The sequence below is a fragment of the Acinetobacter lactucae genome (genome assembly GCF_001605885.1).
In the GTDB taxonomy this organism is placed as follows: domain Bacteria; phylum Pseudomonadota; class Gammaproteobacteria; order Pseudomonadales; family Moraxellaceae; genus Acinetobacter; species Acinetobacter lactucae.
Genome location: NZ_LRPE01000039.1, coordinates 344,787 through 368,492 on the forward strand (window position 1 = coordinate 344,787; position 23,706 = coordinate 368,492).

Consider the following 23,706-nt stretch of genomic DNA (forward strand, 5'->3'; position numbering starts at 1 on the left):
TTTGCGCTAAGTTTTTTAGTTTTAACTTCTTCTTATTAAGCTCATTATCGCCTTGTCTTATGACAATAACATGACACCTCACTTTTGATTAATCATTAATTTTCATTTGTTTTAAAAGTATCGGTATAAAGTAGTGCTTGAAAGCATTTTGGGTTAGGCTGTGTGCTCTCTCTTTTTGACATGGTCCGATAAAATGTTAAAAATTTATGGAATTAAAAACTGTAACTCAATGAAAAAAGCATTTGATGCCTTACAGACTAAAGGGCTGAGCTACGATTTTCATGATTATAAAAAACAAGGTATTGATGCAGATACCTTAAAGATCTGGTTAAAAGAAATTGGACAAGATACTGTTCTCAACAAAAAAGGGACGACTTGGCGCAAGCTTTCAGAGGAAGAACAAAATCGTGCTCTAAGCAGTGAAGAAAGCCTCATTGAAGCACTCATTGCTCAACCAAGTTTGATTAAAAGACCCGTGTTAAAAACTTCTCAAGGCTTTATTGTAGGTTTTGATGAAACCGCTTATCAAAATATTCAAGCGTAAAAAAACGAGCCATTTGGCTCGTTTTTTTATTAAAACTTTTAGTTCGCGCGAATCCATGTTTGGTTACGACCAAGTGCAGAAACGCCAATATAACCACGTAATTTAAGCTTTTTACCGCCATCGGTTAACTCACCTTTCAGTTTGTAAGTTTTACCTGATTTTGGGTCTAAAATCGTACCGTTTTCATAACTGTTACCACCTACATTTTTTAAATTATGTACAATGGTGACACCTTTAAGTGGTTTGTTTTTATATGGACCTTCACATTTTGTACAAGCGTTTTCTTCGCCCGGTGTCAAAATGTTTTGAATGGTTGCAGTTAAGGTTCCGTCCTTCTGTTCCGTAAATTTCACTACGGCTTTTGGCTTGTTGGTCTGATCATCAATCGTTTTCCATACCGTTCCATTGAGTGTATCAGCCGCATTGGCAAATGCAGCCATACCAATGAGTCCTAGAGCTAAAGCAATCTTTTTCATTTTTGTAATATCCTTGGGTCTTTCAAGATTTTTAGTATTCAGAAGTCGCAAAGATATTGCAATTTTTGAATGTGACTGTTTCGTGTAACCTTGTAATCTTGCAAAATAAAATTTACAAGAAAACAAGAAACTAGCATAAAAATGGATGCTCTATGAATATACCAAATGTTTGGAAATATTATTTTACAGAAACTTTTCTTAAAACAACAATTCGCAAGCCAAGCCAGCTAAATTTGCCGGCTACTGCCTTACGTCCCGTTCTAGATCAGATGTGTCGTGCTTTTCCACGACAAAAAAATGTTTCTGTGCGCCCAATTCGGTTGGCAGGCATTAAAGGTGAAGAAATCAAACCGCAAGATTCTGCGACTCAGCTGATTTTTCACATTCATGGCGGTGCTTTTTTCCTTGGCAGCGTCAAAACACATCATGCTTTTATGACAGATTTGGCTGCTCGCACCCAAATGCAAGTTATTCATGTGGACTATCCACTTGCACCAGAGCATCCTTATCCTGAGGCAACTGAAGCTCTATATGACATCTATCAATCTTTAGTGGTACAAGGCATTCAGCCGAAAGATATTATTTTATCGGGTGATTCATGCGGGGCAAATTTAGCACTAGCACTTTGCTTACGTTTAAAAGAACAACCGGAGCTCATGCCAAGTGGTCTGATTTTATTGTCTCCATTTTTGGATTTAACACTCACGAGTGAGTCTCTCAGATTTAATAAAAAACATGATGCGTTATTGTCTATTGAAGCCCTACAAACAGGTACGCAATACTATATAGGCAATCATATTGCAGCTGATGATCCACGCGTTTCGCCTATTTTCGATGACTTGCATGGCCTACCGCCCACTTTGGTTCAAGTGGGGTCGAAAGAAATCTTATTAGACGATGCCAAACGTTTTAGAGAAAAAGCTGAAGATGCTGGCGTTAAAGTTCAATTCAAACTTTATACAGGCATGTGGCATAACTTCCAGATGTTTAATGCATGGTTTGATGAGGCAAAACAAGCATTGGCAGATATTGCTGAATTTGCCCACGAACTCGATAAAACTTAATTTATCTATATCTATAAATGATGTGGAGAGTGAACAAAACTTTTCGCATCATTTTCTTTATAAAAAGTCATCATCTATAAAATGAAAATCATGGTATGTTTAAAATATAAATTATTTAAACAATCCAATTTTAGGATGGTCTAACAAAGAGGCATCTATATTTAGGAGCCCTTACTTACTATGAAAAATCGTTTAATCACTCATCCCATTCATAGAACAAAACAGGTGATAATCGATTTCATCCACAATAATCACATCATCAACTGGACACCATTACAAAAAAGTGCACTGATGCTCACACTTGCCTGTGCGATGAATTTCAGTTGGATTTTATGGAAAGGCTATATTTTAATTACACCCAGTGTCTGGCAATGGGCGAATCTGCCTTTAGTTGAATCACAAATCTGGCTCAATTTATTTACCTTATTTTTATTAATCATTTTAATTATTCCCTGTTATCGCTACAAAAATGATGAATGGGCTCAGAGAGTTATTCCTTTCATTAGTGTGCAGTTCTTTACACTCATGCTATGTCATGATGGGTATTTAATTGGCAGCATTAGTCCAGCCACTATGGTCGGCTATGTAGGCACGATTGGAGTCGGTCTGGTGTTATTTGACCGTAAAATCGTTTATAGCGCCCTTGTCCCTGCGACGATTATTTTAACGGTGTGTACGTATTTAAGTATGAAAGGTTTTTTGCCTTATGCGCCTTTATTTAATCTGATTGCTATGCAACGTGCTCAAACTAACCCATTTTGGTTAGGAAGTATGGCTTTTTTTATTATGCCCATCTTATTGGCCTGTTTTATTTTATTTGAAATATTACTTACCCAATGGCGTCAGCGAGAAACTTATATTCAGCGTTTAAGCCAAATTGACCCTTTAACTAATGTATTAAATAGACGTAGTTTAAATACGTATTTAGAGTCGCTACACCAACAACAATTTGATTATGCAGTGATACTTCTTGATATCGATCATTTTAAAAAAATTAATGATATATACGGCCATCACCAAGGTGATCAGGTTTTAATTGAAATTGCTCAATGTCTTTCCGAGAACTTGCGTAGTGAGGATATTATTGGACGTTTTGGCGGGGAAGAATTTATTTTACTACTTCCCCACACCGATATTATTCAAGCAGAAAAAATTGCTGAACGCTGTCGCCACGCCTTAGAAGAACTGACCGTTTTTAGTACTCAAAATAACCCCATTCATATTAGTGCGAGCTTTGGGGTAAGTAGCTCAGCTTTTGCACAGGACCCTTATCTAGTTATTCGTCAGGCAGACCAAGCACTCTATGCGATAAAAGCTTCTGGACGCAATCAAGTACGTACATTTCATCAGATCGAAACGATGAATACCTTATGAATCTTTTAGTTTTGCCAAGCTCGCAAGTTGTTGCAAAAGCTCTTGCTGACTAAAAGCCCCCGTTAAACGTAAAGCACGAATCTCTTTTTGCTCTGGGCTTAAAAATAGATAGGTCGGTGGACCTAAAATATTCCATTGTTTGAGTAGCGCTTCATGTGACTGGTCATAATGACTCAAATCAAGCTTAATTAAATAATATGGTGCTAGCGCAGCCTGAACCTCAGGTGATTTTAAAATACGATGCTCAATCGGTTGGCAGGCAACACACCAGTCTGCATAGACATCAACTACAATAGCTCGATCTGTAGGCGCTGCTGCTAAAATTTTCTCAAAGTCCGCTGCTGTAGTTGCAATATGCCACTCGGCCATATGATTAGAACTTTGCAAAGTTCGATTTTGAATGTGTTGGTATTGGTTATAGGCTACAAAAGGTGTAACGATTAATAATAAAATCGCGTAGAGCCATTGTAGCTGTCCTTTTTTCCAGAAAAACTGATAAACAGCATAGGCTATAAAAGCGAGACCTAATACAAGACTAAGTGCTTGCATGCCCCAATCTGGCAATAAAGGACGAATAAAATAAAGGCTTAACCCCAACATCAGAAAAGCAAAAATCACTTTAATCTGATGCATCCAGTCGCCCGCTTTAGGCAAGAATTTTGCCCCTAAAATACTTGCCAGCAACAACGGAATTCCCATTCCAAAACCTAGGCAGAATAAAAGCAAAGCGCCTTGCCACTGATTTTGCGTTTGAGAAATAAATAATAAAGTTCCAGCCAGAGGTGCAGTCATACAAGGACCCACCAAGAGTGCAGAAACCACACCCATGACGCCAGCACCCACTAAAGTGCCACCTTGTTGCATTGACTGAATACGGTCAAGTCGGTTTAACCATGTTTGCGGTAAACGAAGCTCAAACAAACCAAATAAGTTCAGAGCAAAGATAATAAACAGCAAACTAAAAGCAATTAAAGTTGCTGGCTGTTGTAACCAGCGTTGGAAATTTAAGCCTGCCGAAGAAGCAATTAAACCCAAGCCTGCGTAAACCAATGCCATGCTACACACAAAAGTAAGTGCAATGGTCCACGCTTTTAAACCTTTATGCTCTCGAATAATCAACGAAGTCAAAATAGGTAGCATTGGTAAAGAACATGGCGTGAATGCGAGCAACATGCCTAAACCTAAAAATAATAAAACCCCATACCACAGCGAGTTTTCAATTAACTTGGCTGACCAGATCTGATCTTGCGCAATTTGAGGTGTAGTTGTATCAGCTACTGCCTCTGTACTCTGCTCTTTTTCTAAAGATTCTGAACCCGAGGAAGCGTCTGATTGTGTATTTGCTAAATCCAGTAATCTTTTTGGCGCTGTTCCTGCTTGATTTTGTACACCCACTAGGCCATCAGCATCGGTTTGAAACTCAATGGTTTGGGGCGGATAACAAATACGGTCTTTGGCACAGCCCTGCCAAGTCACACTATAGTGTTCTGAAGGCTTAGTCTTAATTTGGAAATTAACTTGATGGTAGTAAACCTGACTTTGCCCATAGTTTTCATCATATTGGGCAATCGCTTTAGGTAACTTTAAAGCTAAAGGTTGAGTACCTTGTTGTACGGAAAATTTATGCTGATAAAGATAGTAATTTGGCTGAATCTGCCAAGATAAATTCGCAGTATGCGGCTCAGAAGATTCAACCGAAAATGAAAAAGCTTGTTCGGGTGAAAGTAGCTTATCTTGCGCAGAAACCAACTGGCTAAATACACAAACAGCAACTGCTAGAAAATAAAGAATTCCCTGATGAATAAGCTTTTTCATTAACATAAATTTAAATTGCTTCGATTAGAACAAGAACGCCACGCCTAAGCCACCATTGTAGCTCTTGTCTTGACCGTTCAAATCGACTCCGATACTTGCATCAAGCTGAGTACGATTATTTACGGCGTAGACTAAACCTGTACCTAAACCATATTCATAATCTTGGCTTTCAGCTTTACGGTAAATGAACTCAGAATAGCCTGACAGCTTACCTGCAATTTTATAGTCAATCGTCGGTACTGCTGTCACTGCCCAATCACTATTTTGCACTTCGTAGCGCATGGTAATTGAGGTGCCCACTAAATCACTATATTGGTAAGCTACTGCTGAACTTAAACTATAAATATCGTCATGTGCTGTAAATTCATCATTTCCAGTGGCAATGATCGCTTCAGCTAACACAGCCATAGACAATCTATCATCTTTTAAATCAATTGCTTTTTTTAAACCGATGCTGACATCACCAAAACCTGACGTGTCATGTTTTTTACCAGCACGTTTAGTTTGAGTCCATGCCGGACCTTGCCATCCTAATTGTAATTCCAAGTCACGCGCTAAACCGGTACGGAATAACATATCCTGATTTAAAGTTACGGTCTTTTCTTTAACACCGTCAACAGTCGACTCAGTATAGGTTACACTCGGTAATCCTTGCTCCCAAGCCAAATTACCTACAGGAGTAATCCCTGTTCCCATTCCAGCACCGGGACGGTCAAAAGAGAACTCTGCGGCAAAAGTACTTCCTGCGGCAACAGTGGTCAAAGCAAAAGTTAAAATTTGAAATGTTCTCATTCTATTATCCAATCAAGTAGTTAGTTCTTTTGACATTTTTGCCCCATGTTGGCGCAACAACTCTAGTGTTTCACGCTCTTCTTGAAGCGCTTCTGACCAATCTATTTCATCAAAGTCACAATCAAAGAACAACTGACTGATTGAAGATAAAATAGTGAGCCCTTCTTCATCACGTGTGTTTGGATCAACTTTTTCATTTAATAAACGTTGAACGGCTGGCGCACATGCCGAGCTTGCAGCATCCCATAAAGGACCATAAAACTCTTCTGCATCCCAAAGGTGTACGTTGGCTTTAGCTTGAATCAACGCTTCGAGAATATCGAGGTAGACTTGTAGTGATTGTTGCTTTTCTTCTTTTGATAAGGGTGTACCCGCTTCATAAGCTTCTGATACATCTTCCCACCATTTAAAAATTCCATCACAAATGATTGATACAGGTGGTCCTTGTTCCGGATCAATAAAGTTCGGATCAAGTCCTTCAGCAAGTAATTTTTGCACTTGCGCGAGTTCTAATTCTTCTATGGCTTTAATTAAAGCTTGCTGCTGGGTGGTTAACATGACCATCTCTCAAAAATATATTAGGGCTATTATGCCTAATCTCATCTGAAGATTTTAGAGGTTGATTGCATCGCATTGCAAACCTAATGTTGTGAATAGTTTTATTTTCATCAAATATAAAAAAAGCCCCGAAGGGCTTTTTAGCATTTTCGACTAAACTTCATCATCAATGAATTCTGGTTGACCACCTCTCGGGTGTTCTTTTTTCTCAAAAGTATGTTCAAGGCTACGTTTTAATTTTTCAATCGCACCATGAATCGAAGCATCAATATTTCCTGCTTTATGGTGCACTGCAACTGGTTTCAAACCTGAAGGACGTGCTTCAATCATACAGTGGATATCTTTGTCACCACTTTTGTCCCCATTTTCATCACTAAAATGAACCGAGAAATGCGTAATACGTTCGCTATGACGTTGGAATTCTTGAGTAAGTTCTGCACGTACATAAGTAATTAAACGTTCGCTATTATGGATGTTTTTATCTGTGCGGATTTCTATATTCATAAATACCATCCTCTCTTTCTTACTGTGGATCTTTTCTATGCAAAACTTTTTTATGTTGGCATGTTTTAAGCATGCATGAACTGACTTCAATTGTACATTTTGATGGTGTAATGGTTTGTTATCTCCTGACTTAAACGTACTGCTTTTAATTTATTTTGAAGATCTTCATATCTTCAATATCAGTCCATCTATAAAAATATGCAAGCTGATTTTTTAAATATTTATGAAAAATTGAACAAAAGGAGAGCAATCGTGACCGAATCTTATCTATCTGGCGCCGAGCTCATTGAGCAAATTCAGAAGTCTCCTTATTCACGTGATTTAATCGGTTATCACGGACAGCCTCCACAGGTTAAATGGCCTAATAATGCCAAGGTTGCTGTGCAATTTGTGCTTAATTATGAAGAAGGTGGCGAAAAACATATTGAACACGGCGATGATGGCTCAGAACAGTTTTTATCAGAGATTATTGGCGCTGCAAGCTACCCAGCTAAACACATGTCGATGGACTCTATGTACGAATATGGTTCACGTGCTGGATTTTGGCGCATTCATAGTGAATTCCAAAAGCGCAAGCTTCCAATGACCATTTTTGGAGTTGCAATGGCGCTTGCCCGCAATCCTTATATTGTGGAAGCCATTAAGCAAGCTGATTATGATGTAGTGTCTCATGGCTACCGCTGGCTTCACTATCAAGATACCGATATTGAATTAGAAAAACAGCACATGGAACAGGCCCTATCTGTTTTAGAAAACTTTTTTGAAAATAAAGTGATAGGTTGGTACACCGGACGTGACAGCCCCAATACTCGTCAGTTACTTGCAGAGTTCCCACAAATACAATATGACTCTGATTATTATGGTGATGACCTGCCTTTTTGGACCACACTTACCGATGCTGCGGGTGCATCCCGACCTCATTTAATTATTCCTTATACTTTAGAATGTAACGACATGAAGTTCTGTTCACCGGGTGGATTTAATAATTCAGAACAGTTTTTTCAATATTTAAAAGATAGTTTTGATGTGCTGTACGCAGAAGGTGAAACTGCACCAAAAATGATGTCGATTGGAATGCATTGCCGCATTTTAGGGCGTCCGGGCCGTTTTAAAGCATTACAGAAATTCCTAGACTATATTCAAATGCACGATCGTGTTTGGATATGTCGTCGTCAGGATATTGCTGAACATTGGTATAAAAATCACATAAATAAATAATTGATTTTTAATTTTCAAAATTTATAAGCGAATCAAAACTCGCTATTGGCACTGTTATTGCTAAAACTCTATATCAAGACAACGAGTTTAGGAATAACAGTGTTTTTAGCCGAGTTTAATCAAGCCCCACCAGAACAACTCAAGACTTTGTTAAAAAACTGTGTCCACATTCCAGCATGGGCCGAAAAAATCATCTCAAATCGTCCCTATTCAACAAAAGCATCTCTTTTGGAATATGCAGAAAATTTAAGTCAAATGTGGTCATGGCAAGACATTGAAACTGCTTTAGCAACCCATCCAAAAATTGGTGAACGCCAAGCTAAAAAACAACTCAATGCAAAAGAGCAAGATTTTTCATCTAAAGAACAAGCTGGCATTTCTTTAGATGAACAAACACAACAAGCTCTGCTGCAAGGTAATCTTGATTATGAACAAAAGTTTGGCTTTATTTTTTTAATTAAAGCGGCAGGCCTCAGTAGCGATGAAATTTTAAAAAAACTACATGAACGTCTACAAAATGACTTGGCTATTGAAAAAACAATTGTACATGGGCAACTCGCAGCGATTGCTCTATTACGCCTATCTCAGGAAATACAAGCATGATCAGCACTCATATTTTAGATACAAATTTAGGTAAACCAGCTGCAGATGTAGAAGTGAAGTTGTTTCATGCAGCAACCCATGAGCTGATAGCGACCGCAACCACTAACCCAGACGGTCGAGTGAGTGATTTTGGAATAACAGTCTTTGCAGAAGGCGCTTATCAACTTGAATTTGAAATTGCACCTTATTTTTCATCGCAGCAAGTCAAAACTTTTTTCCCGCGTGTTTGTATCCAATTTTCTATAGAAGACGCTAGTCAGCATTACCACATTCCATTGCTGATCAGCCCGTTTGCTTATTCCACCTATCGCGGTAGCTAATTCAAATATAAATAGGAGAAAAATATGAATCATCAGCAAAAAAATGCGATTTCTCCAGAGCATGAATATTTAGGAATTTCCAAAAGTTTTGCTTACGGTTTACAGCATGTGCTGACCATGTATGGTGGCATTGTAGCCCCGCCCTTGATTATTGGAACGGCAGCTGGCTTAAGCTCAGCACAAATCGGAATGCTCATTGCAGCGGCCCTATTTGTAGGTGGATTGGCAACACTGATTCAAACCATCGGAACCAAATATCTAGGCGCAAAATTACCTTTAGTTCAGGGTGTGTCTTTTGCGGGTGTGGCCACCATGGTCGCCATTATCACCACAGGCGGTGGTTTACCTGCTGTTTACGGTGCGGTCATTGCAGCCTCTCTAATTGGGTTATGCCTTGCACCTTACTTTTCAAAAGTTATTCGATTTTTCCCACCCGTTGTGACTGGATGCGTCATCACGATTATTGGTCTATCTTTGTTACCTGTTGCAATTCGCTGGATGATGGGTGGCAACAACAAAGCACCAGATTGGGGTAGCGTAGAAAATATCTCTTTAGCCTTACTAACCTTAGGCATTGTGATTGTTCTAAATATGCTGCCGCATGCAAGTATTCGCCGCTTATCAATTTTGTTGGCTATTGTTGCTGGTACCACTCTCGCCTACTTTATGGGTTTTGGTGATTTTAGTCAGGTGAGTTCAGGGGCATGGCTGCAATTCCCACACTTATTTGCATTTGGTTTACCAACTTTCGAGTTCAGTGCAATTTTATCGATGTTGATCGTGACCTTAGTGATTATGACGGAAACCACAGCTGATATTATTGCTGTCGGAGACATTGTAGGAACTGAGGTCGATTCGAAACGGATCGCCAATGGCGTACGTGCCGATATGTTTTCGAGTGCTTTTGCCCCTCTCTTTGGTTCTTTCATGCAAAGTGCTTTTGCCCAAAATGTTGGACTGGTTGCGATTACAGGCATCAAAAGCCGCTTTGTAGTGGCAGCAGGCGGTATAATTCTCATTATTTTAGGGCTACTACCCATTATGGGTCGTTTGATTGCAGCGATTCCAATGCCCGTACTTGGTGGTGCAGGTTTGATCTTATTTGGTTCGGTTGCAGCAAGTGGAATTCGCACTTTGGCAAAAATAGATTATAACGATCAGAAAAATTTAATTATTGTCGCGACCGCTTTATCAGCTGGGATGATCCCAATTATTAACCATGAGTTCTATGCTCATTTCCCAGTTTGGGTACAAACTTTGTTCCATTCGGGCATTAGTTCAACTTGTATCTTTGCTATCTTGTTGAATTTGCTATTTAATCATTTACCCTCATTTCGTAGCTCGCGTACCCCGCATTTAAGCCAAACAATAAACACCAGAAATACACATTAAAGATTTACTGTTTAGCGCCCCACTTCGGTGGGCTTTTTTTTAACCGTTGATCAAATTTGGCTTCATTTTTGCTTAAGACCCTGTATCCTTAGCGTGCTTTATTTGGGGGGAGATCATTTAAATGCAATTAAAGCAACTTGCGGCGACTTGTGCCTTGTTATCTGCAACTGCCATGGTTCAGGCGAAACCAATCTGGCAAGATTTTAGCGTGACTGGACTTTATGGTGAAAACTATGAAGTTGTAGATGAAAAAGAAACCACGATTACTTTGGAATATGCAGCGAAAGTTAAATACGCTGATGTATTTTTCTTCGTGGACCGCATGCGTGGTGAAGACGATCATAAAAGTACATATTTTGAGTTATCACCGCGTTTGAGCTTAGGTGAAGTATCGGGTAAAAAACTTGCATACGGGCCAGTAAAAGATGTGTTGATCAGTACCACTTGGGAAAGTAATTCTCAAAATGGTAATAACTTCGACAATTTCCTTTATGGTTTTGCAGTTGATTTAGATATCCCATATTTCCAATATGCGAATTTAAACTTCTACCGTGCAAATAATGAGAACACTGACGACGATTATCAAATGACATTCGTTTACGGCATTCCATTTAAACTCGCATCTGAAGATTTCTTAGTAGATGGTTTTCTTGACTGGTCAACCGCTGAAGATGACCATGCCAGCGAGTTGAACTGGACAACACAATGGAAATGGAATGTAGGTAAACACATTTCTCCAGATACTCGTTTATACCTCGGTATCGAGCACTCAGTGTGGAATAACAAATTTGGTATTAAAGGTGCCGACGAAAATAACGTCAGCGCATTGGTTAAATACCACTTCTAAAATCCAAATTTAGAAGATAAAACAGCAAGGAAACTCCTTGCTGTTTTTGTTTTAGTCGAGTGGATTACCCACAATATTGCTAATAATCCCCTGCATAATATGTCCGCCTTGTTCACGGCGTAATTCTTCATACCATGCTTGTGTAACGGCTTCATCTTTCATATGCGTCACATCACAACGTTTGCGTGCACGAAGTACCAATTCATTAGCACGTTCATTACGCTTGTTTTGATAGCGACGTAAAGCATCCTCTAGCCCCAAAGTATTAATCTGCAAAGAACGCGCTAAATAAATTGCGTCTTCCATCGCTTGGCAACCGCCTTGCCCAATATCAGGTGTCGTGCTGTGTGCAGCATCACCTAAAATCACCACACGACCTTTATAAAATTGAGTGAACGGTTCTATGTCATGTATTTCGACCCGATTAGTTTTTTGTGGGTCTAAGCGTTCAATAAGCTGCTGCACAGGTTGACACCAATCAGCGAAATATTGTTTTAAAAGTTTTTTATATTCATCTCGGTTATTGTCTAGCCCTGCGGGTAAAGGCACATCTAAAAAGAAATAGAACTTTCCATCTGCAACAGGCATCAGAGAGGCACGCTTACCCTCTCCGACATAAGTCGTCCATTGCTGAGCAGGAGCTAAATCTTCAGAGATTTCAACCAAACCATTCCAATTCACATATCCCGCGTAACGGCGCTGTACTTGCTGGCCCAACACGTAGGTGCGTGTAAGTGAGTGCGTGCCATCAGCGCCAATCAATAAATCGGCCTGCGTTGAGCTACCATCTGCAAAATGGACTTCAACAAAATCGGCTTTGTCTTCAAGACTGACCATTTTTTTGCCTAGATAAATCTGATCACGGCCAAATTCATCCATCAGCATATTTTGTAAATCGGCCCGTGCAACTGGATAAGGTCGTTGTCCTACTTCTTCAATTAATGGCAGTAAACTGAATTGTGTCATCACATCTCCAGTTAAACCATCCACATAGGCCAAATCATCCATTTGTCCGCCAAGTTTGGCGATTTTATCGGTTAATCCCAGATAGTTCAGACATTTCACACCATTCGACCACAGCGAAATTGCCGCGCCGACAGGAAGAATCTTTTCAGTTTGCTCAAAAATGCGAACTTGGTGACCAAATTTCTTTAATGCAATGCCTGTAGTTAGACCTCCCATTCCTGCACCAATAATCACCACATTCATAACACTCTCCTATAGATATTCACCTATAGGGTGCTTATGCTAAAAACATGCCATCGTTCAAAATTTATTTAGCTTTTCCACAAAACTGGCATGCACCATGCTTATATATTTATGTATAAAACTCGTCTCGGCACGCTCCATGTCAGCGCAGTTTTAAATGAAAAATCATGTTTTTAACAAGAAATACGGATAATCCACTATGGCAATATTACACGCTCCAGCTTTTGAACTTCCTGAGATTTTGAATACGAAAACCAACTTGGCAGATGCCCGAATTGGTGCACAAGTTATTGAGTGTTCAGATGATTTCTTTGCAGAAGCAAAGCGTATGCTGCAATTTGATGCACCGATTTTTGTTGAAGATAAATTTGATAACAACGGCAAATGGATGGACGGTTGGGAAACGCGCCGCAAGCGTCACGCAGGTTATGACTGGTGTATTGTGAAGCTAGGTGTAAGTGGAAAAATCACTGCTCTTGATATTGATACCAGCTTTTTCACAGGAAACTATCCTGCATCTGCCTCATTAGAAGCATGTTATGCACCAAATGGTGACCTGACAGGGGCAAAATGGGTGAGTGTTTTAGGAAATACCGAACTCGGCCCAAGCCAGCATCATATTTTTATGGTCAATAATGATGCACTTTTCACTCATATACGCCTTAATATTTTCCCAGATGGTGGTATTGCCCGTTTACGTATCTATGGTGATGTTCATATTCAAGTGACTGATAGCAAACAAACTCTCGATTTATTGGCTCTCGAAAATGGTGGCCGCGTAGTTGCCTATAGCGACGCTCATTTTGGACATCCGCGTAATTTGATTAACCTTGGCCGTGGCGTCAACATGGGCGATGGATGGGAAACCAAACGCCGCCGCGCACCGGGTTATGACTGGTGTATTCTTGCACTCGGTAAAAGTGGCAAAATTGAGAAGCTTGAAATTGATACAGCTCACTTTAAAGGGAATTTCCCTGCTGAGGTTTCTATTCAGGCGGTTTACCTTGAAAATGCAACCGATGCACAATTAATTCCTCAAAGTATGTTCTGGTCTTACTTACTAGAAGCCCAACCGATGCAAATGGATCATATTCATGAATATATGAATGAGATTTTACAACACGAAAAAATCTCGCATATTCGTATTAACATGATTCCAGACGGTGGCATTAGCCGTGTTCGTTTATGGGGAAAAATTGCCAAGTCATGATGAAGAATGTTCAAATTCAGCCTTTAACAATTGAAAATTTTCAGCCCTTCGGAGAAGTCATCTGTTGCGACGGGCATGACTTTTTTCATATTAATGATGCCCACACCGAGCGCTACCATGCGCTCGTTGAAACTGAAATTGAAGGGGAAGCAAAGGCAGGAATTAGTATTTTCCGTAATATTAAGGCGAGTGTGCTGCCTCTGGAAATTTCAATGCTAGAACGCCATCCAAAAGGCTCTCAGGCATTTATTCCACTACAGCAGCAAAAGTTTTTAATTATTGTAGCGCCAGCTTTAGACGAGAATAATCCCGATATTTCAAAGCTATGTGCTTTTATCTCAGACGGTAAGCAAAGTATCAATTATCGGGCAGGCACATGGCATCATCCTTTGCTTACTTTTGAAGCACCGAGTGATTTTGCGGTAGTCGATCGAATTGGTAGCGGCGCAAATTGTGATGTTTTTCAATTTCCGGAAGCTATAAAAATTACGATCTAAATTTAAAATATACAGATCTGTCTAATTTTAATTTAATGGCCGAGAAGCCAATAGCAGCAACTGTTGTGATGATTACCTAAAATTTAGGTTTATATAAAAAATCCCCACCTATTGAGCGGGGATTTTTTTAATTCTTTTTAAACAGTGATATCAGCTAAGTTACCTTTCTGCTCAAGCCACTGCTTACGATCTGCCGAACGTTTTTTCGCAAGCAATTTATCGAGTAAGCCTGCCGTTAGATGAACATCATCTAGATCGAGCTGCACTAAACGACGCGTGTTCGGATCCATAGTCGTTTCACGTAATTGAATCGCGTTCATCTCACCCAATCCCTTGAATCGGGTAATTTGCGGATTACGATTGCCCTTAATATTTTTCAAAATAGTTTCAAGTTCATCATCATCAAGCGCGTAATGAACATCTTTACCAATATCGATACGGAACAATGGTGGCATTGCTACATACAAATGCCCTTCTTCAACCAATGCTGGAAAATGTTTAACGAATAAGGCGCAAAGCAAAGTCGCAATGTGTAAACCGTCCGAGTCCGCATCGGCCAAAATACAGATTTTGCCATAACGCAGTTCAGATAAATCATCACTACCCGGATCTACACCAATCGCAATTGCAATGTCGTGAACCTCTTGAGAAGCCAATACTTCATCTGAAGAAACTTCCCACGTATTTAAGATTTTTCCACGAATTGGCATGATAGCCTGAAAGTTTTTATCACGGGCTTGCTTGGCACTACCGCCAGCAGAGTCACCCTCGACAATAAATAACTCACTGTCTTCACGTGTTTGACCAACACAGTCTGCCAATTTACCCGGTAAAGCAGGGCCAGAAACAATCTTTTTACGCTCGACTTTTTTTGCTGCTTTTAAACGACGACCTGCTTTAGAAATCGCCATTTCTGCCAGTTGCATCGCAATTTCAGCATGTTGGTTTAACCAAAGTGCGAAAGCATCTTTAGCAATATTTAAAACAATATTTGATGCTTCTCGACTAGAAAGACGCTCTTTGGTTTGACCTGAAAACTGCGGCTCTTGGAACTTGAGCGACAAGATGTAATTCACGCCATCCCAAACATCTTCTGCCGAGAGTTTAAGATTACGCGGTAACAAGTTACGCAGTTCACAGAACTCACGTAACGCCTCAGTTACGCCTGAACGTAAACCGTTCACATGAGTACCGCCTTGTGCGGTTGGAATTAAGTTGACGTAACTTTCTTGAACCTGTTCACCACCTTCTACATTCCAACAAATTGCAAATTCACATGCCGCACGATCTGCCTGACCATTACTCACAAAAGCAGGATTTGGCAAGATTTCACGGTCTTGCAACTCATCCATCAAATAATCGACGAGGCCATTTTCAAATTGCCATTCGATTTTTTCATCATTAATTTGATCGATATAGATAATTTTTAAGCCAGCCGCTAAAACAGCTTTGGCCTTTAAATTATGTTTAAGCGCTTTTAACGCAAATTTTGGACTATCAAAATATTTCGCTTCAGGCCAAAAATGTACCGTTGTCCCTGTCGCGCGTTTTGGTGCTTTACCTTCTAAGACAGCTAAAGGCGCAACAGGCTCCCCTTGCTCAAAGGCCATTTGGTATAGGTTACCCTGACGTTGAACTTCGACTTCAACACGTGTTGATAAAGCGTTTACAACTGAAATCCCCACACCATGTAAACCACCTGAAAACTGGTAGTTATCGGTACTGAATTTACCACCTGCATGAAGCTTGGTCAGAATAATTTCGATACCACTTTGGCCATATTCCGGATGAATATCGACTGGCATACCACGGCCATTATCTTCAACCGACAACGAACCATCTTTATAAACCGTGACACATATTTTGTCGGCATGACCAGCTAATGCTTCATCAACAGCATTATCAATAACTTCTTGGGCTAAATGGTTAGGTCGAGTCGTATCGGTATACATCCCTGGACGACGACGAACAGGGTCTAAACCGGAAAGAACTTCAAGCGATTGAGCCGTATATTGTGTCACGTTGTACGTTTTCCTTATTTGATGGTGTGCGCAAAGAATTCGATCACTAACGGTAATTTTTCTTCAAAATCTTCCATAGCATGATTGCCATGAGCATCCGTCAAAATCAATGAGGATGGCGTTGCAGCACTATAATAGCGTTGTGCTTGACGATAATCCAAAATTTCATCGCCTTGTTGCAACAAGACGAGTATTTTGTCGGCATTTTCAGGTTGTTTCAGTTCCAGTTGTTCTAACTGCCGTAACTGAACATGGTCAATTGACCATTGATCATTCACCACATAGGGCATACTTTCAACTTGAAATAACTCATCAAACAGTTTCCATGGTTGCATAGCAGGGTTAATCAGTACAGCTGGAACATTATATTTCGCGACAAAATATGTCGCAAAAAACCCGCCAAGGCTACTACCGACTAAGGCTACATCTTGTAAAGACTCTATCAGTTCTGAGACTTGCTCAACCACTAGATCAGGAGATCTGTTTAAATCTGGCAAATGCACATTTATACCCAATTCGCTACAATATTGCTTAAGGCTCAGCCCTTTAATTGAAAGAGAGCTACTATTAAAGCCATGGAGGTAGATAATATTCATATATTTTCCCTCTAAATTGAGAATAAACTCACATTTTTGTTCTCAGTTTGTATATAAAAACACTATTGTCAGACAAGAAAAACCACTCAACTAACCATTCATCAGTATTTTAAAAATATGTGCTATTTAAACTACTAAGATGGAAACGTTTACTGCCGTTGATAAAAAGTACAGCTTAAAACGTCGGTTATAACGTATATGGGGAAAAGATATGCCGAGCTTAACACCACTACATGAAACTTATTGTAAATGGGATCGTACGCCACCTAGTCAGGCAGACGTATTAGAAGGTTTAGCTCAACTGTTCAGTACCAGCTTAAATGGTGTACATGAATTAATTCAAGTTATTAATATTGAAGTATTAAAAAATGCTTTTGGTGTGAGTACACAAAATGCTAAAAACTTTCAAAAACGACCATTTGTGCAAAAGGCATATCAGCTTTCTTATGGCGCTTTACAAAAATACGGTAGCTATTTTTTAGCGCCAAGTTTACGTCATATTATTGAAAAATATCCCACACTTCACGAAAAACCACTCACCCCAAGCCTACATTTTTTAGTCGGCATTTTGAATGGGATTTTTGGGGATTATCTACTTAAACAGCATAGCCCCCTCGCATTACCTATGGTGCTATATGATCACTACGGTGCAATACAACAAGGGGAACTTGCAGGTCGTATCGTGATTTTGGCTCATGGTTTGTGTATGAACCATCTGACTTGGTCAAATGCCCATTATGGTGGAATTGGGGAGCGCCTGTTAGCGCAGCGTGACCATAACACCATGTTGTATTTAAATTACAATACAGGCCGACGTATTTCAGCCAATGGACGCAGTTTTTCGAACTTATTAGAAGACTTGGTACAACGTAATCCAAGAATTACCAGCATTGATATCATTGGCCATAGTATGGGCGGACTGGTTTCCCGTAGTGCCTTGTTTTATGGCAAACAAAATATGTATCAATGGATTCATATGGTCGAGAATCTAGTTTGCATTGGCTCTCCACATCATGGGGCAGTTTTAGAGCGCTTTGGCTTTACCATACAAGATAAACTTGGGGCTTTCCCTTTTGTGGGTTTACTCGGTCAACTGGTTAATATTCGGAGTAATGGTATTTTAGACCTACGCCACGGCAGCGTTCGTGATGATGATTGGGAACATATGGATGCCCGTATTGGTATGATGGATGATAACCGTGCTCCTGCTCCGTTACCTTCCCATATCAACACCTTTTTAGTGGCAGGGACCTTAGAATTTGAAAAGGTCCGCAATAAAGCATTGACCGTAATTGGCGACTACTTAGTGAGTGTAAAAAGCGCGCTAGGTGAACACCCTAATCCACGTTTTCAGCTTAAAGTTCCAGACTCACATAAAGCCGTGTTTTATGGTTTAAATCACTTTGAAATTCAGTATCACTCAAGTGTTGCCGAACAGATCACTCGCTGGTTATATCCTCATGTGAATGATTATGTTCAAGAGGGTATTCAAACTCATATTATTGATATGCCGAACTATAAGCTCGAAGATTTAGAAGGGATTGTAGAGACTTAAAAAAAGCCCAACTTATGTTGGGCTTTTTCTTAATTTACATTATTTTAAAGATCATAAATCCATCAATAATTTTTATCTAACCATTTTTTAATTTCAGAAATGGTTTTATATTTATAATAGACTTTCCCTTCTGTAATCCCCTCAAAACCCTCTGCATTACTACCTAATATATTTGTTATATTTTTCAAATTTAAAATTTTATTTTTACTAATTTGATATAGATTAACTTGATAAATTTCACCTTCAATTTGTGGAGTACAACAGTAATATGATGAGTTAATGGTAATTAATATAGGAGGTTTTCTTTTATTTGATTTATAAATACTCACAGCTAAAAGTTTAGGACTCTCTTTAGCTGCAAAATCAGAATAATCACCAACAAATATTTTTTCTCTTGATCTCCTACATAACTTTTAAGATATAAACCTTCTGAAGATTCACACATATAATTATAGAATTTATAATCATTTTTCTTAAATATATTTAAGTTTACTTGTTGGTCAATATTACATTGATCGATTGCAAATAAATTCTGAGAATATATTAGAGATGATATGACAAACAGAATACTAGTAAAATATTTTTTCATTAGATTAGCTTATAAATAATAAGATCAAACCACTATAACAAAATTACAATAAAATATTTTATAAATTCACAAAGTAAATATTAAAATGTTCCTTTTAAAAACTAATTCTTATCACTATTACTAAATTTAGAGAAATATATGAAGGAAATCATTGTTTTTGATTTAGATGGAACATTACTATCTGGCGACTCTACAAAGGCATGGTTAACGGGTAAATTGAAATCTAATCTTCTTAGATTCATCGGTGCACTTATTGTTACTCCCATTGCTTTGCCTCTTATGAAATTTAAGAAATATAAATCTAAAGGTGCTTCATTGTATTTATGGATTACAACGTATGGCTTGAACGAAGAAGAATTAGAATACAGCTTTAAAAATTTTTCCAATAATATAAAAAATACTACTTCTGATTCATTATATTGGTTTGAGCAAGGTATAACAGAAGTTAAAGATCATTTAGCCAATGGAAGAATTGTGTTTATTGCCACGGCTGCACCAGAAAAGTTAGCGAATGTTTTACTCGAGTCTATCAATCTAGATGTACGAATTATTGGTACTCCTCTACAAAACAAGCTGGGAGGATGGGTAAGTGGGATACATTGTAGGGCTGAAGAAAAAGTAAGAAGATTGAATAAGCTTGATATCAAACAACCTTGGTTTGCAACATACAGTGATGATATTGAAGATGACTTACCTATTTTGATTAGCGCTAAACTGCCCTATTTAATTAGCGGGGATAACAACAAAATTAAAAATATTAAATTGGTTTTAAACTTATGATATGAATATTGTTTATATAGATTTCTAAAGACTAAATAAAGATAGCATAGGCACTTTTAGTAATAAAAGTGTCTATGCTATTTAAATTAAATTTCTATTTATAGAGAATATTATCAGATACTTTCATTAATTTTCTCTATACTTATTTCTTAAATCTAACAAACCTTTACTATATATTTTTTCATTTTCAGTGCACGATGCTTGTAAGTTCATATCTAGATAAGTATAACGATGTAACAACTTTTCTTCATTATTGTGCCCTCCAAAAATATTAAAATGTGCACCTTCACTTGAAAAACATTCAGTTATAATATTAGGAATTCCATCCCCTATCAAATCAACTCCTCTAATTTTATTATTTTTATATAAAATCTGATCCTTATTTAATTCAAAGCCATAGCCTCGTACTAAATCCTTGCTTCTTTTTTTAATATTATAAAAATAATTAGGCTCATCTGTAACAAAAGCTAATTCTGAAACACAATCACTACTATCTTTTTTCAATAGTGGGTTCACAACATCATATTTAAATTTTTCTTCCTCTTTATAGATAATTACGATATCTTTATTAAGAGGTTTTTCACTTACTATACAACCCTCATCAGAATCTAATAATAAATAAATCTTATTGTCTAACATTTTTTTTATATCTTTACTAACCTGTAATTTCTCTACTGAAGGTAATTTTTTTTGTGGCATCTCGACTTTATGTTGTTCAGTAAGTTTAACATGAGTAGTCTCACTTAAATGTTTATTATCACAAGCACTTAAGCCCAATCCCAATAAACACATACCAATTAATGTTTTGTAAATCACTTTTTACCTACCTGTCTCTGACCAATGAGGTGCATCTTTACTACCATACCAAATTACACCATATTTTTTGCCTAATTGAGTTAATGTTGCCCAACTTGTAATTTTTATACTTTCACCATCAATAGTCACAACTTTTCCAATATAATTAGATATTCTCATATCTACTGCTTTTTTTCTATTATGGTTTGAAGAGCCTGGTTTACCTACTGGATTCTTGCCTATACCATATTTTTTATACATTGCTTTTGCTGCTTTTATTGCTTCAGTTTTATTTCCTTTATGTGTCCAATCAATATTTACACCCGGAAATGGAGGTACTTTATCTACAGCAATTTCTCCTCTTGCTATCGCTGTAGAATAATACATTAAATAACTTCTTTCAGATGGACGCCAAGTTGTATTAATTACGACACTGATACCGGCATTTTTCATGCCATTAATAAATTTTGAAGCGTTGGTTTTGAAAGGCTCAGCTAAATCACTTAAACTATTACTTTGTAAGAACAAGCTACACCAATCCACTCCGCTAACTTTTAGTTGAGATGAATCCGACTTAGTAACATTAATAGATATAGGTTTCATATCTTTTTGTAATGTTACTTGAATCAATAGGTTAGTATTTTCAAATATTTTTATTGTTTGTCCGGCTTGGCCCTTATGTATTTTTGTACCTAGACCGCTAACACCGCTTATATGAGAGTTTTTATTTCCTTTATACTCAATTATATATTCACAATTACTAACTAATTGCTTAGTTATTTTGTCATAAGTTAAAATTTTAAACTCTATATCACTATTATCTATAACAATAGTTTTAGGATGGCCTTCTGTACTGGTTTTTACTTTTTCATCTCTCTTAGGGGTAGAATCATGAGTTTCAACTGGCTTATCAACTAGTCGCTTATGTTTAGCTGAAGGAATTGGTTGTTTAGATTGAGATATTTCTACAACTTTAGTCCCTGTCTTTATATTTTTTGATGCTTGCTCTATTGCTGAGGAATCAACATCGATAACACGAAGCGATTTATTTTTATCAACTTTGATAGTTAATAAATTCCGTTCATCTCTTAATTTATAATTCAGTTCGAATCCTGGCATTGCACTAACAGTTATCTTTCCATTACCATCAGTCTTTTTTTGCTTTATCTGATTTCTATATTTTTGAATTAAATTCAAATTCGTTATAGGTTTTTTCGTATCTCTATGTCTGAACAGGATATTAAAAGTATGTAAATTAACTTTTATAGTCTTTTCACCCATCCCCTCTTGTGCTGTAAAACGAATAATTTCTTGTTTTGAGTCCAGCCCACTAATTAAAACTGTAATCTCCTCACCACTTAACGCTACTAAGTTATTTTCAATACCATTAGTACCTACACTATGCTTCTTTTCAGCATTTTTATATTTTAAAAAATAGGAAAAATTTGGTATCACCTTATTTTCACTATCTATGATCTTAATACTAAAATTAACGTTTTTTTGTTTAGTATTATTCTCACCTTCTTCTGCTTTTTTTTCATTATTTACTTCAGCTTTGGTGTCTTTTTTTACAGATTCTTGCTTTTGACTAGGTGATGTCTGTTGGTTATGTATGTCAGTTTGAGATTTTATTCCACTACGACCACTTGCAACAACTATAACCGAAGAATGATTTTTCCCATCAGCAATTAATAAAATTTCTTTATTATTATTATCAACCGCTTGAACACCATCAATAGTAAATCTTGCTCCCCAACCATCTTTCACAAGAAATGATCTAATTTTACCTTGATTATCAGTAACTAAATTACTTAACGCTGGTACTACTTTTGTTTTCTTGTACCCAATACTTACACTAGACTTAGCAAGTACATTAGCACTTCTATCAACAAATTGAACATAGAAACGTGATGTACCTTTATATCTATACCAACGCATATCATCATTTTCTGTTCCTTTTATTTTTACTTCTTCAGTCAAGGAACTTTTAGCAAAATCTGGAACTAGTGAAGTATATTTTTCTGGATTTTTCTTATGTAAAGCTGCTTGAGCTTTAGGGCTAAAATATAATACAACTCCATTTGTTATATCCTCTTCCAGTCCTTGATAAATTGGTGATATTGCTTCAATAATATCTTGGGTATGATCAGATATATTCCCCGAATACATTTCTGTCACAGCTTTTTTAAAAGGTGGATTTTTATCAGTAATAGCATCGAAATTCTTTTTTAAAATATCATTAACATTTCTTGCATTAAGCCACTCTGCAAAACCAATCCTATTTTTTATACAGTGCGCCACAACTTTCCAAGTGGTTGGACTGCATCCTCCAGCTTCTCCTGCCACAGTCCCAACAAACTTTATAAATTCTTCTGAATAACTCATTTACTGTTACTTCCACAAGGATTTTGGATTTTCTTTTTAAATAGAATTTTACCATAATCATTTGCAATTAAATTGAGCTCCCCAGTATTATCAAAATGAGACATCTCACTAAAATCACTGTAATAATTAAATTTTGATGGAAGAATATTGAATTTCTTTTCACTTAAGTCTATTAAAATTCTTTTATTATTAGTGAACATCTTTTTTGCATATATTTTCTTTTTACGACTATCACTTTCTATAATACATTTAGACTTAATATCAAAACTAATCAACTCCTCAGTATAGTCTTCCTCATGTTTTCCAATAAAGTAATGTCCTATACAAGGTGAACCACATGAACTTACTATATGAAAGATGTCTTCATTAACTTTTTCAATACTTGGTGATTTTATATCGTGTAATAAAATATTTTTTTTACCATTTGCTGTTAGAACAACATTACAACTTGTCTCATATTCGTCCGTACATTGTGAAATAAGATTAAAATCTTCTTTTGCATAACTTTTCAGTGAAAACAAAACCAAAAAGAGGCAAACAATATTTTGTTTATTAAACATCA

The 23,706-nt window shown here is 37.5% G+C and carries 23 protein-coding genes and 1 pseudogene; 12 read left to right on the top strand and 12 right to left on the bottom strand.

The annotated features are described in order from the left end of the window. The first annotated feature begins 193 nt into the window (after window positions 1-193). Window positions 194-544 carry an arsenate reductase gene (locus tag AWW73_RS17620; RefSeq protein ID WP_062850294.1) on the top strand — a complete coding sequence of 117 codons (351 nt, stop codon included), beginning with the start codon at window positions 194-196 and terminating at the stop codon, window positions 542-544. A gap of 38 nt (window positions 545-582) precedes the next feature. On the opposite strand, the gene AWW73_RS17625 is transcribed toward AWW73_RS17620, so the two are convergent. Next, window positions 583-1,020 (bottom strand): DUF2147 domain-containing protein, encoded by a 438-nt coding sequence (locus AWW73_RS17625; protein WP_003654111.1) that lies wholly within the window; start codon window positions 1,018-1,020, stop codon window positions 583-585. A gap of 152 nt (window positions 1,021-1,172) precedes the next feature. Here AWW73_RS17625 and AWW73_RS17630 point away from each other — a divergent pair, with 152 nt between their 5' ends. Together AWW73_RS17630 and AWW73_RS17635 are read left to right on the top strand one after the other, a co-directional pair. Next, window positions 1,173-2,084 (top strand): alpha/beta hydrolase, encoded by a 912-nt coding sequence (locus tag AWW73_RS17630; RefSeq protein ID WP_016143795.1) that lies wholly within the window; start codon window positions 1,173-1,175, stop codon window positions 2,082-2,084. A 180-nt stretch (window positions 2,085-2,264) separates the two neighbouring features. Next, complete coding sequence (locus AWW73_RS17635; RefSeq protein ID WP_062850295.1) at window positions 2,265-3,458, top strand: GGDEF domain-containing protein; 1,194 nt, start codon at window positions 2,265-2,267, stop codon at window positions 3,456-3,458. On the opposite strand, the gene dsbD is transcribed toward AWW73_RS17635, so the two are convergent. The 4 genes from dsbD to AWW73_RS17655 form a co-directional block, all read right to left on the bottom strand. After that, window positions 3,453-5,279, bottom strand: coding sequence for a protein-disulfide reductase DsbD (dsbD, locus tag AWW73_RS17640; protein WP_062850296.1), 1,827 nt, complete (start codon window positions 5,277-5,279; stop codon window positions 3,453-3,455). The genes AWW73_RS17635 and dsbD overlap by 6 nt on opposite strands. Window positions 5,280-5,297: 18 nt before the next feature. After that, window positions 5,298-6,065 carry a transporter gene (locus tag AWW73_RS17645; RefSeq protein WP_016143798.1) on the bottom strand — a complete coding sequence of 256 codons (768 nt, stop codon included), beginning with the start codon at window positions 6,063-6,065 and terminating at the stop codon, window positions 5,298-5,300. Between the two features lie 12 nt (window positions 6,066-6,077). Further along, on the bottom strand, window positions 6,078-6,623 hold the full coding sequence (locus AWW73_RS17650; RefSeq protein WP_005066773.1) for an ankyrin repeat domain-containing protein: 546 nt from the start codon (window positions 6,621-6,623) through the stop codon (window positions 6,078-6,080). A gap of 153 nt (window positions 6,624-6,776) precedes the next feature. Further along, window positions 6,777-7,127 (bottom strand): HPF/RaiA family ribosome-associated protein, encoded by a 351-nt coding sequence (locus AWW73_RS17655; protein WP_004640014.1) that lies wholly within the window; start codon window positions 7,125-7,127, stop codon window positions 6,777-6,779. Window positions 7,128-7,379: 252 nt separating this feature from the next. Between AWW73_RS17655 and puuE the strand changes: the two genes are divergently transcribed. From puuE to AWW73_RS17680, 5 genes are all read left to right on the top strand, one after another. After that, window positions 7,380-8,345 (top strand): allantoinase PuuE, encoded by a 966-nt coding sequence (gene puuE / locus AWW73_RS17660; RefSeq protein ID WP_062850297.1) that lies wholly within the window; start codon window positions 7,380-7,382, stop codon window positions 8,343-8,345. 99 nt (window positions 8,346-8,444) lie between these two features. Further along, the gene (gene uraD / locus AWW73_RS17665; RefSeq protein ID WP_062850298.1) at window positions 8,445-8,948 is read left to right on the top strand and encodes a 2-oxo-4-hydroxy-4-carboxy-5-ureidoimidazoline decarboxylase; all 504 of its coding nucleotides are present in this window, start codon (window positions 8,445-8,447) and stop codon (window positions 8,946-8,948) included. Continuing rightward, entirely contained in the window at window positions 8,945-9,268 is a 324-nt protein-coding gene (gene uraH, locus AWW73_RS17670; RefSeq protein WP_062850299.1) for a hydroxyisourate hydrolase, read from the top strand. The genes uraD and uraH overlap by 4 nt, the downstream gene beginning before the upstream one ends. A 24-nt stretch (window positions 9,269-9,292) precedes the next feature. After that, a complete protein-coding gene (locus AWW73_RS17675) occupies window positions 9,293-10,660 on the top strand; it encodes a nucleobase:cation symporter-2 family protein (RefSeq protein ID WP_062850300.1) in 1,368 nt (455 codons plus the stop codon). 121 nt (window positions 10,661-10,781) lie between these two features. Further along, on the top strand, window positions 10,782-11,507 hold the full coding sequence (locus AWW73_RS17680) for an outer membrane protein OmpK (RefSeq protein WP_057106177.1): 726 nt from the start codon (window positions 10,782-10,784) through the stop codon (window positions 11,505-11,507). 51 nt (window positions 11,508-11,558) lie between these two features. On the opposite strand, the gene hpxO is transcribed toward AWW73_RS17680, so the two are convergent. Beyond that, window positions 11,559-12,716 (bottom strand): FAD-dependent urate hydroxylase HpxO, encoded by a 1,158-nt coding sequence (hpxO, locus tag AWW73_RS17685; RefSeq protein WP_061873984.1) that lies wholly within the window; start codon window positions 12,714-12,716, stop codon window positions 11,559-11,561. A gap of 199 nt (window positions 12,717-12,915) precedes the next feature. On the opposite strand from hpxO, the gene alc reads away from it, so the two are divergent. Together alc and AWW73_RS17695 are read left to right on the top strand one after the other, a co-directional pair. After that, a complete protein-coding gene (alc, locus tag AWW73_RS17690) occupies window positions 12,916-13,926 on the top strand; it encodes an allantoicase (RefSeq protein ID WP_062850301.1) in 1,011 nt (336 codons plus the stop codon). Continuing rightward, window positions 13,902-14,423, top strand: a complete 522-nt coding sequence (locus AWW73_RS17695) for an ureidoglycolate lyase (protein ID WP_062850302.1) — start codon at window positions 13,902-13,904, stop codon at window positions 14,421-14,423. The genes alc and AWW73_RS17695 overlap by 25 nt, the downstream gene beginning before the upstream one ends. A 137-nt stretch (window positions 14,424-14,560) precedes the next feature. Here the strand turns inward: AWW73_RS17695 and parE are convergent, their stop codons facing one another. Both parE and AWW73_RS17705 read right to left on the bottom strand, forming a co-directional pair. Further along, window positions 14,561-16,444 (bottom strand): DNA topoisomerase IV subunit B, encoded by a 1,884-nt coding sequence (parE, locus tag AWW73_RS17700; protein ID WP_057106181.1) that lies wholly within the window; start codon window positions 16,442-16,444, stop codon window positions 14,561-14,563. A 14-nt stretch (window positions 16,445-16,458) separates the two neighbouring features. Beyond that, window positions 16,459-17,040, bottom strand: a complete 582-nt coding sequence (locus tag AWW73_RS17705) for a YqiA/YcfP family alpha/beta fold hydrolase (RefSeq protein ID WP_057106182.1) — start codon at window positions 17,038-17,040, stop codon at window positions 16,459-16,461. Window positions 17,041-17,251: 211 nt separating this feature from the next. Here AWW73_RS17705 and AWW73_RS17710 point away from each other — a divergent pair, with 211 nt between their 5' ends. After that, window positions 17,252-18,595 carry a PGAP1-like alpha/beta domain-containing protein gene (locus AWW73_RS17710; RefSeq protein ID WP_062850303.1) on the top strand — a complete coding sequence of 448 codons (1,344 nt, stop codon included), beginning with the start codon at window positions 17,252-17,254 and terminating at the stop codon, window positions 18,593-18,595. Window positions 18,596-18,657: 62 nt separating this feature from the next. Here the strand turns inward: AWW73_RS17710 and AWW73_RS19105 are convergent. Next, window positions 18,658-19,184 (bottom strand): annotated as a pseudogene (locus AWW73_RS19105) (hypothetical protein). A gap of 138 nt (window positions 19,185-19,322) precedes the next feature. Here AWW73_RS19105 and AWW73_RS17725 point away from each other — a divergent pair. Beyond that, window positions 19,323-19,964 carry a haloacid dehalogenase-like hydrolase gene (locus AWW73_RS17725; RefSeq protein ID WP_062850306.1) on the top strand — a complete coding sequence of 214 codons (642 nt, stop codon included), beginning with the start codon at window positions 19,323-19,325 and terminating at the stop codon, window positions 19,962-19,964. A 126-nt stretch (window positions 19,965-20,090) separates the two neighbouring features. Here AWW73_RS17725 and AWW73_RS18860 read toward each other — a convergent pair whose 3' ends face one another. From AWW73_RS18860 to AWW73_RS17745, 3 genes are read right to left on the bottom strand one after another with little or no spacing between them, the layout of a single operon-like run. Beyond that, complete coding sequence (locus AWW73_RS18860) at window positions 20,091-20,780, bottom strand: hypothetical protein (protein ID WP_081409683.1); 690 nt, start codon at window positions 20,778-20,780, stop codon at window positions 20,091-20,093. 3 nt (window positions 20,781-20,783) lie between these two features. Continuing rightward, window positions 20,784-23,144 carry a hypothetical protein gene (locus AWW73_RS17740; RefSeq protein ID WP_062850307.1) on the bottom strand — a complete coding sequence of 787 codons (2,361 nt, stop codon included), beginning with the start codon at window positions 23,142-23,144 and terminating at the stop codon, window positions 20,784-20,786. Further along, window positions 23,141-23,704 carry a hypothetical protein gene (locus AWW73_RS17745; protein WP_062850308.1) on the bottom strand — a complete coding sequence of 188 codons (564 nt, stop codon included), beginning with the start codon at window positions 23,702-23,704 and terminating at the stop codon, window positions 23,141-23,143. The genes AWW73_RS17740 and AWW73_RS17745 overlap by 4 nt, the downstream gene beginning before the upstream one ends. Window positions 23,705-23,706 lie beyond the last annotated feature (2 nt).

Bases quoted from the DNA above. Each gene is read 5' to 3' on its own strand.
- hpxO (WP_061873984.1), bottom strand. From the start codon at position 12,716: ATGAATGTGGTGATTATTGGTGCAGGAATGGGAGGTCTAACTACAGGC.
- AWW73_RS17695 (WP_062850302.1), top strand. From the start codon at position 13,902: ATGGGGAAAAATTGCCAAGTCATGATGAAGAATGTTCAAATTCAGCCT.
- AWW73_RS17705 (WP_057106182.1), bottom strand. From the start codon at position 17,040: ATGAATATTATCTACCTCCATGGCTTTAATAGTAGCTCTCTTTCAATT.
- uraH (WP_062850299.1), top strand. From the start codon at position 8,945: ATGATCAGCACTCATATTTTAGATACAAATTTAGGTAAACCAGCTGCA.
- AWW73_RS17745 (WP_062850308.1), bottom strand. From the start codon at position 23,704: ATGTTTAATAAACAAAATATTGTTTGCCTCTTTTTGGTTTTGTTTTCA.
- AWW73_RS17625 (WP_003654111.1), bottom strand. From the start codon at position 1,020: ATGAAAAAGATTGCTTTAGCTCTAGGACTCATTGGTATGGCTGCATTT.
- dsbD (WP_062850296.1), bottom strand. From the start codon at position 5,279: ATGTTAATGAAAAAGCTTATTCATCAGGGAATTCTTTATTTTCTAGCA.
- alc (WP_062850301.1), top strand. From the start codon at position 12,916: ATGGCAATATTACACGCTCCAGCTTTTGAACTTCCTGAGATTTTGAAT.
- AWW73_RS17675 (WP_062850300.1), top strand. From the start codon at position 9,293: ATGAATCATCAGCAAAAAAATGCGATTTCTCCAGAGCATGAATATTTA.
- AWW73_RS17725 (WP_062850306.1), top strand. From the start codon at position 19,323: ATGAAGGAAATCATTGTTTTTGATTTAGATGGAACATTACTATCTGGC.
- AWW73_RS17655 (WP_004640014.1), bottom strand. From the start codon at position 7,127: ATGAATATAGAAATCCGCACAGATAAAAACATCCATAATAGCGAACGT.
- AWW73_RS17620 (WP_062850294.1), top strand. From the start codon at position 194: ATGTTAAAAATTTATGGAATTAAAAACTGTAACTCAATGAAAAAAGCA.
- AWW73_RS17740 (WP_062850307.1), bottom strand. From the start codon at position 23,144: ATGAGTTATTCAGAAGAATTTATAAAGTTTGTTGGGACTGTGGCAGGA.
- AWW73_RS17635 (WP_062850295.1), top strand. From the start codon at position 2,265: ATGAAAAATCGTTTAATCACTCATCCCATTCATAGAACAAAACAGGTG.
- AWW73_RS17710 (WP_062850303.1), top strand. From the start codon at position 17,252: ATGCCGAGCTTAACACCACTACATGAAACTTATTGTAAATGGGATCGT.
- AWW73_RS17630 (WP_016143795.1), top strand. From the start codon at position 1,173: ATGAATATACCAAATGTTTGGAAATATTATTTTACAGAAACTTTTCTT.
- AWW73_RS17645 (WP_016143798.1), bottom strand. From the start codon at position 6,065: ATGAGAACATTTCAAATTTTAACTTTTGCTTTGACCACTGTTGCCGCA.
- AWW73_RS17680 (WP_057106177.1), top strand. From the start codon at position 10,782: ATGCAATTAAAGCAACTTGCGGCGACTTGTGCCTTGTTATCTGCAACT.
- AWW73_RS17650 (WP_005066773.1), bottom strand. From the start codon at position 6,623: ATGTTAACCACCCAGCAGCAAGCTTTAATTAAAGCCATAGAAGAATTA.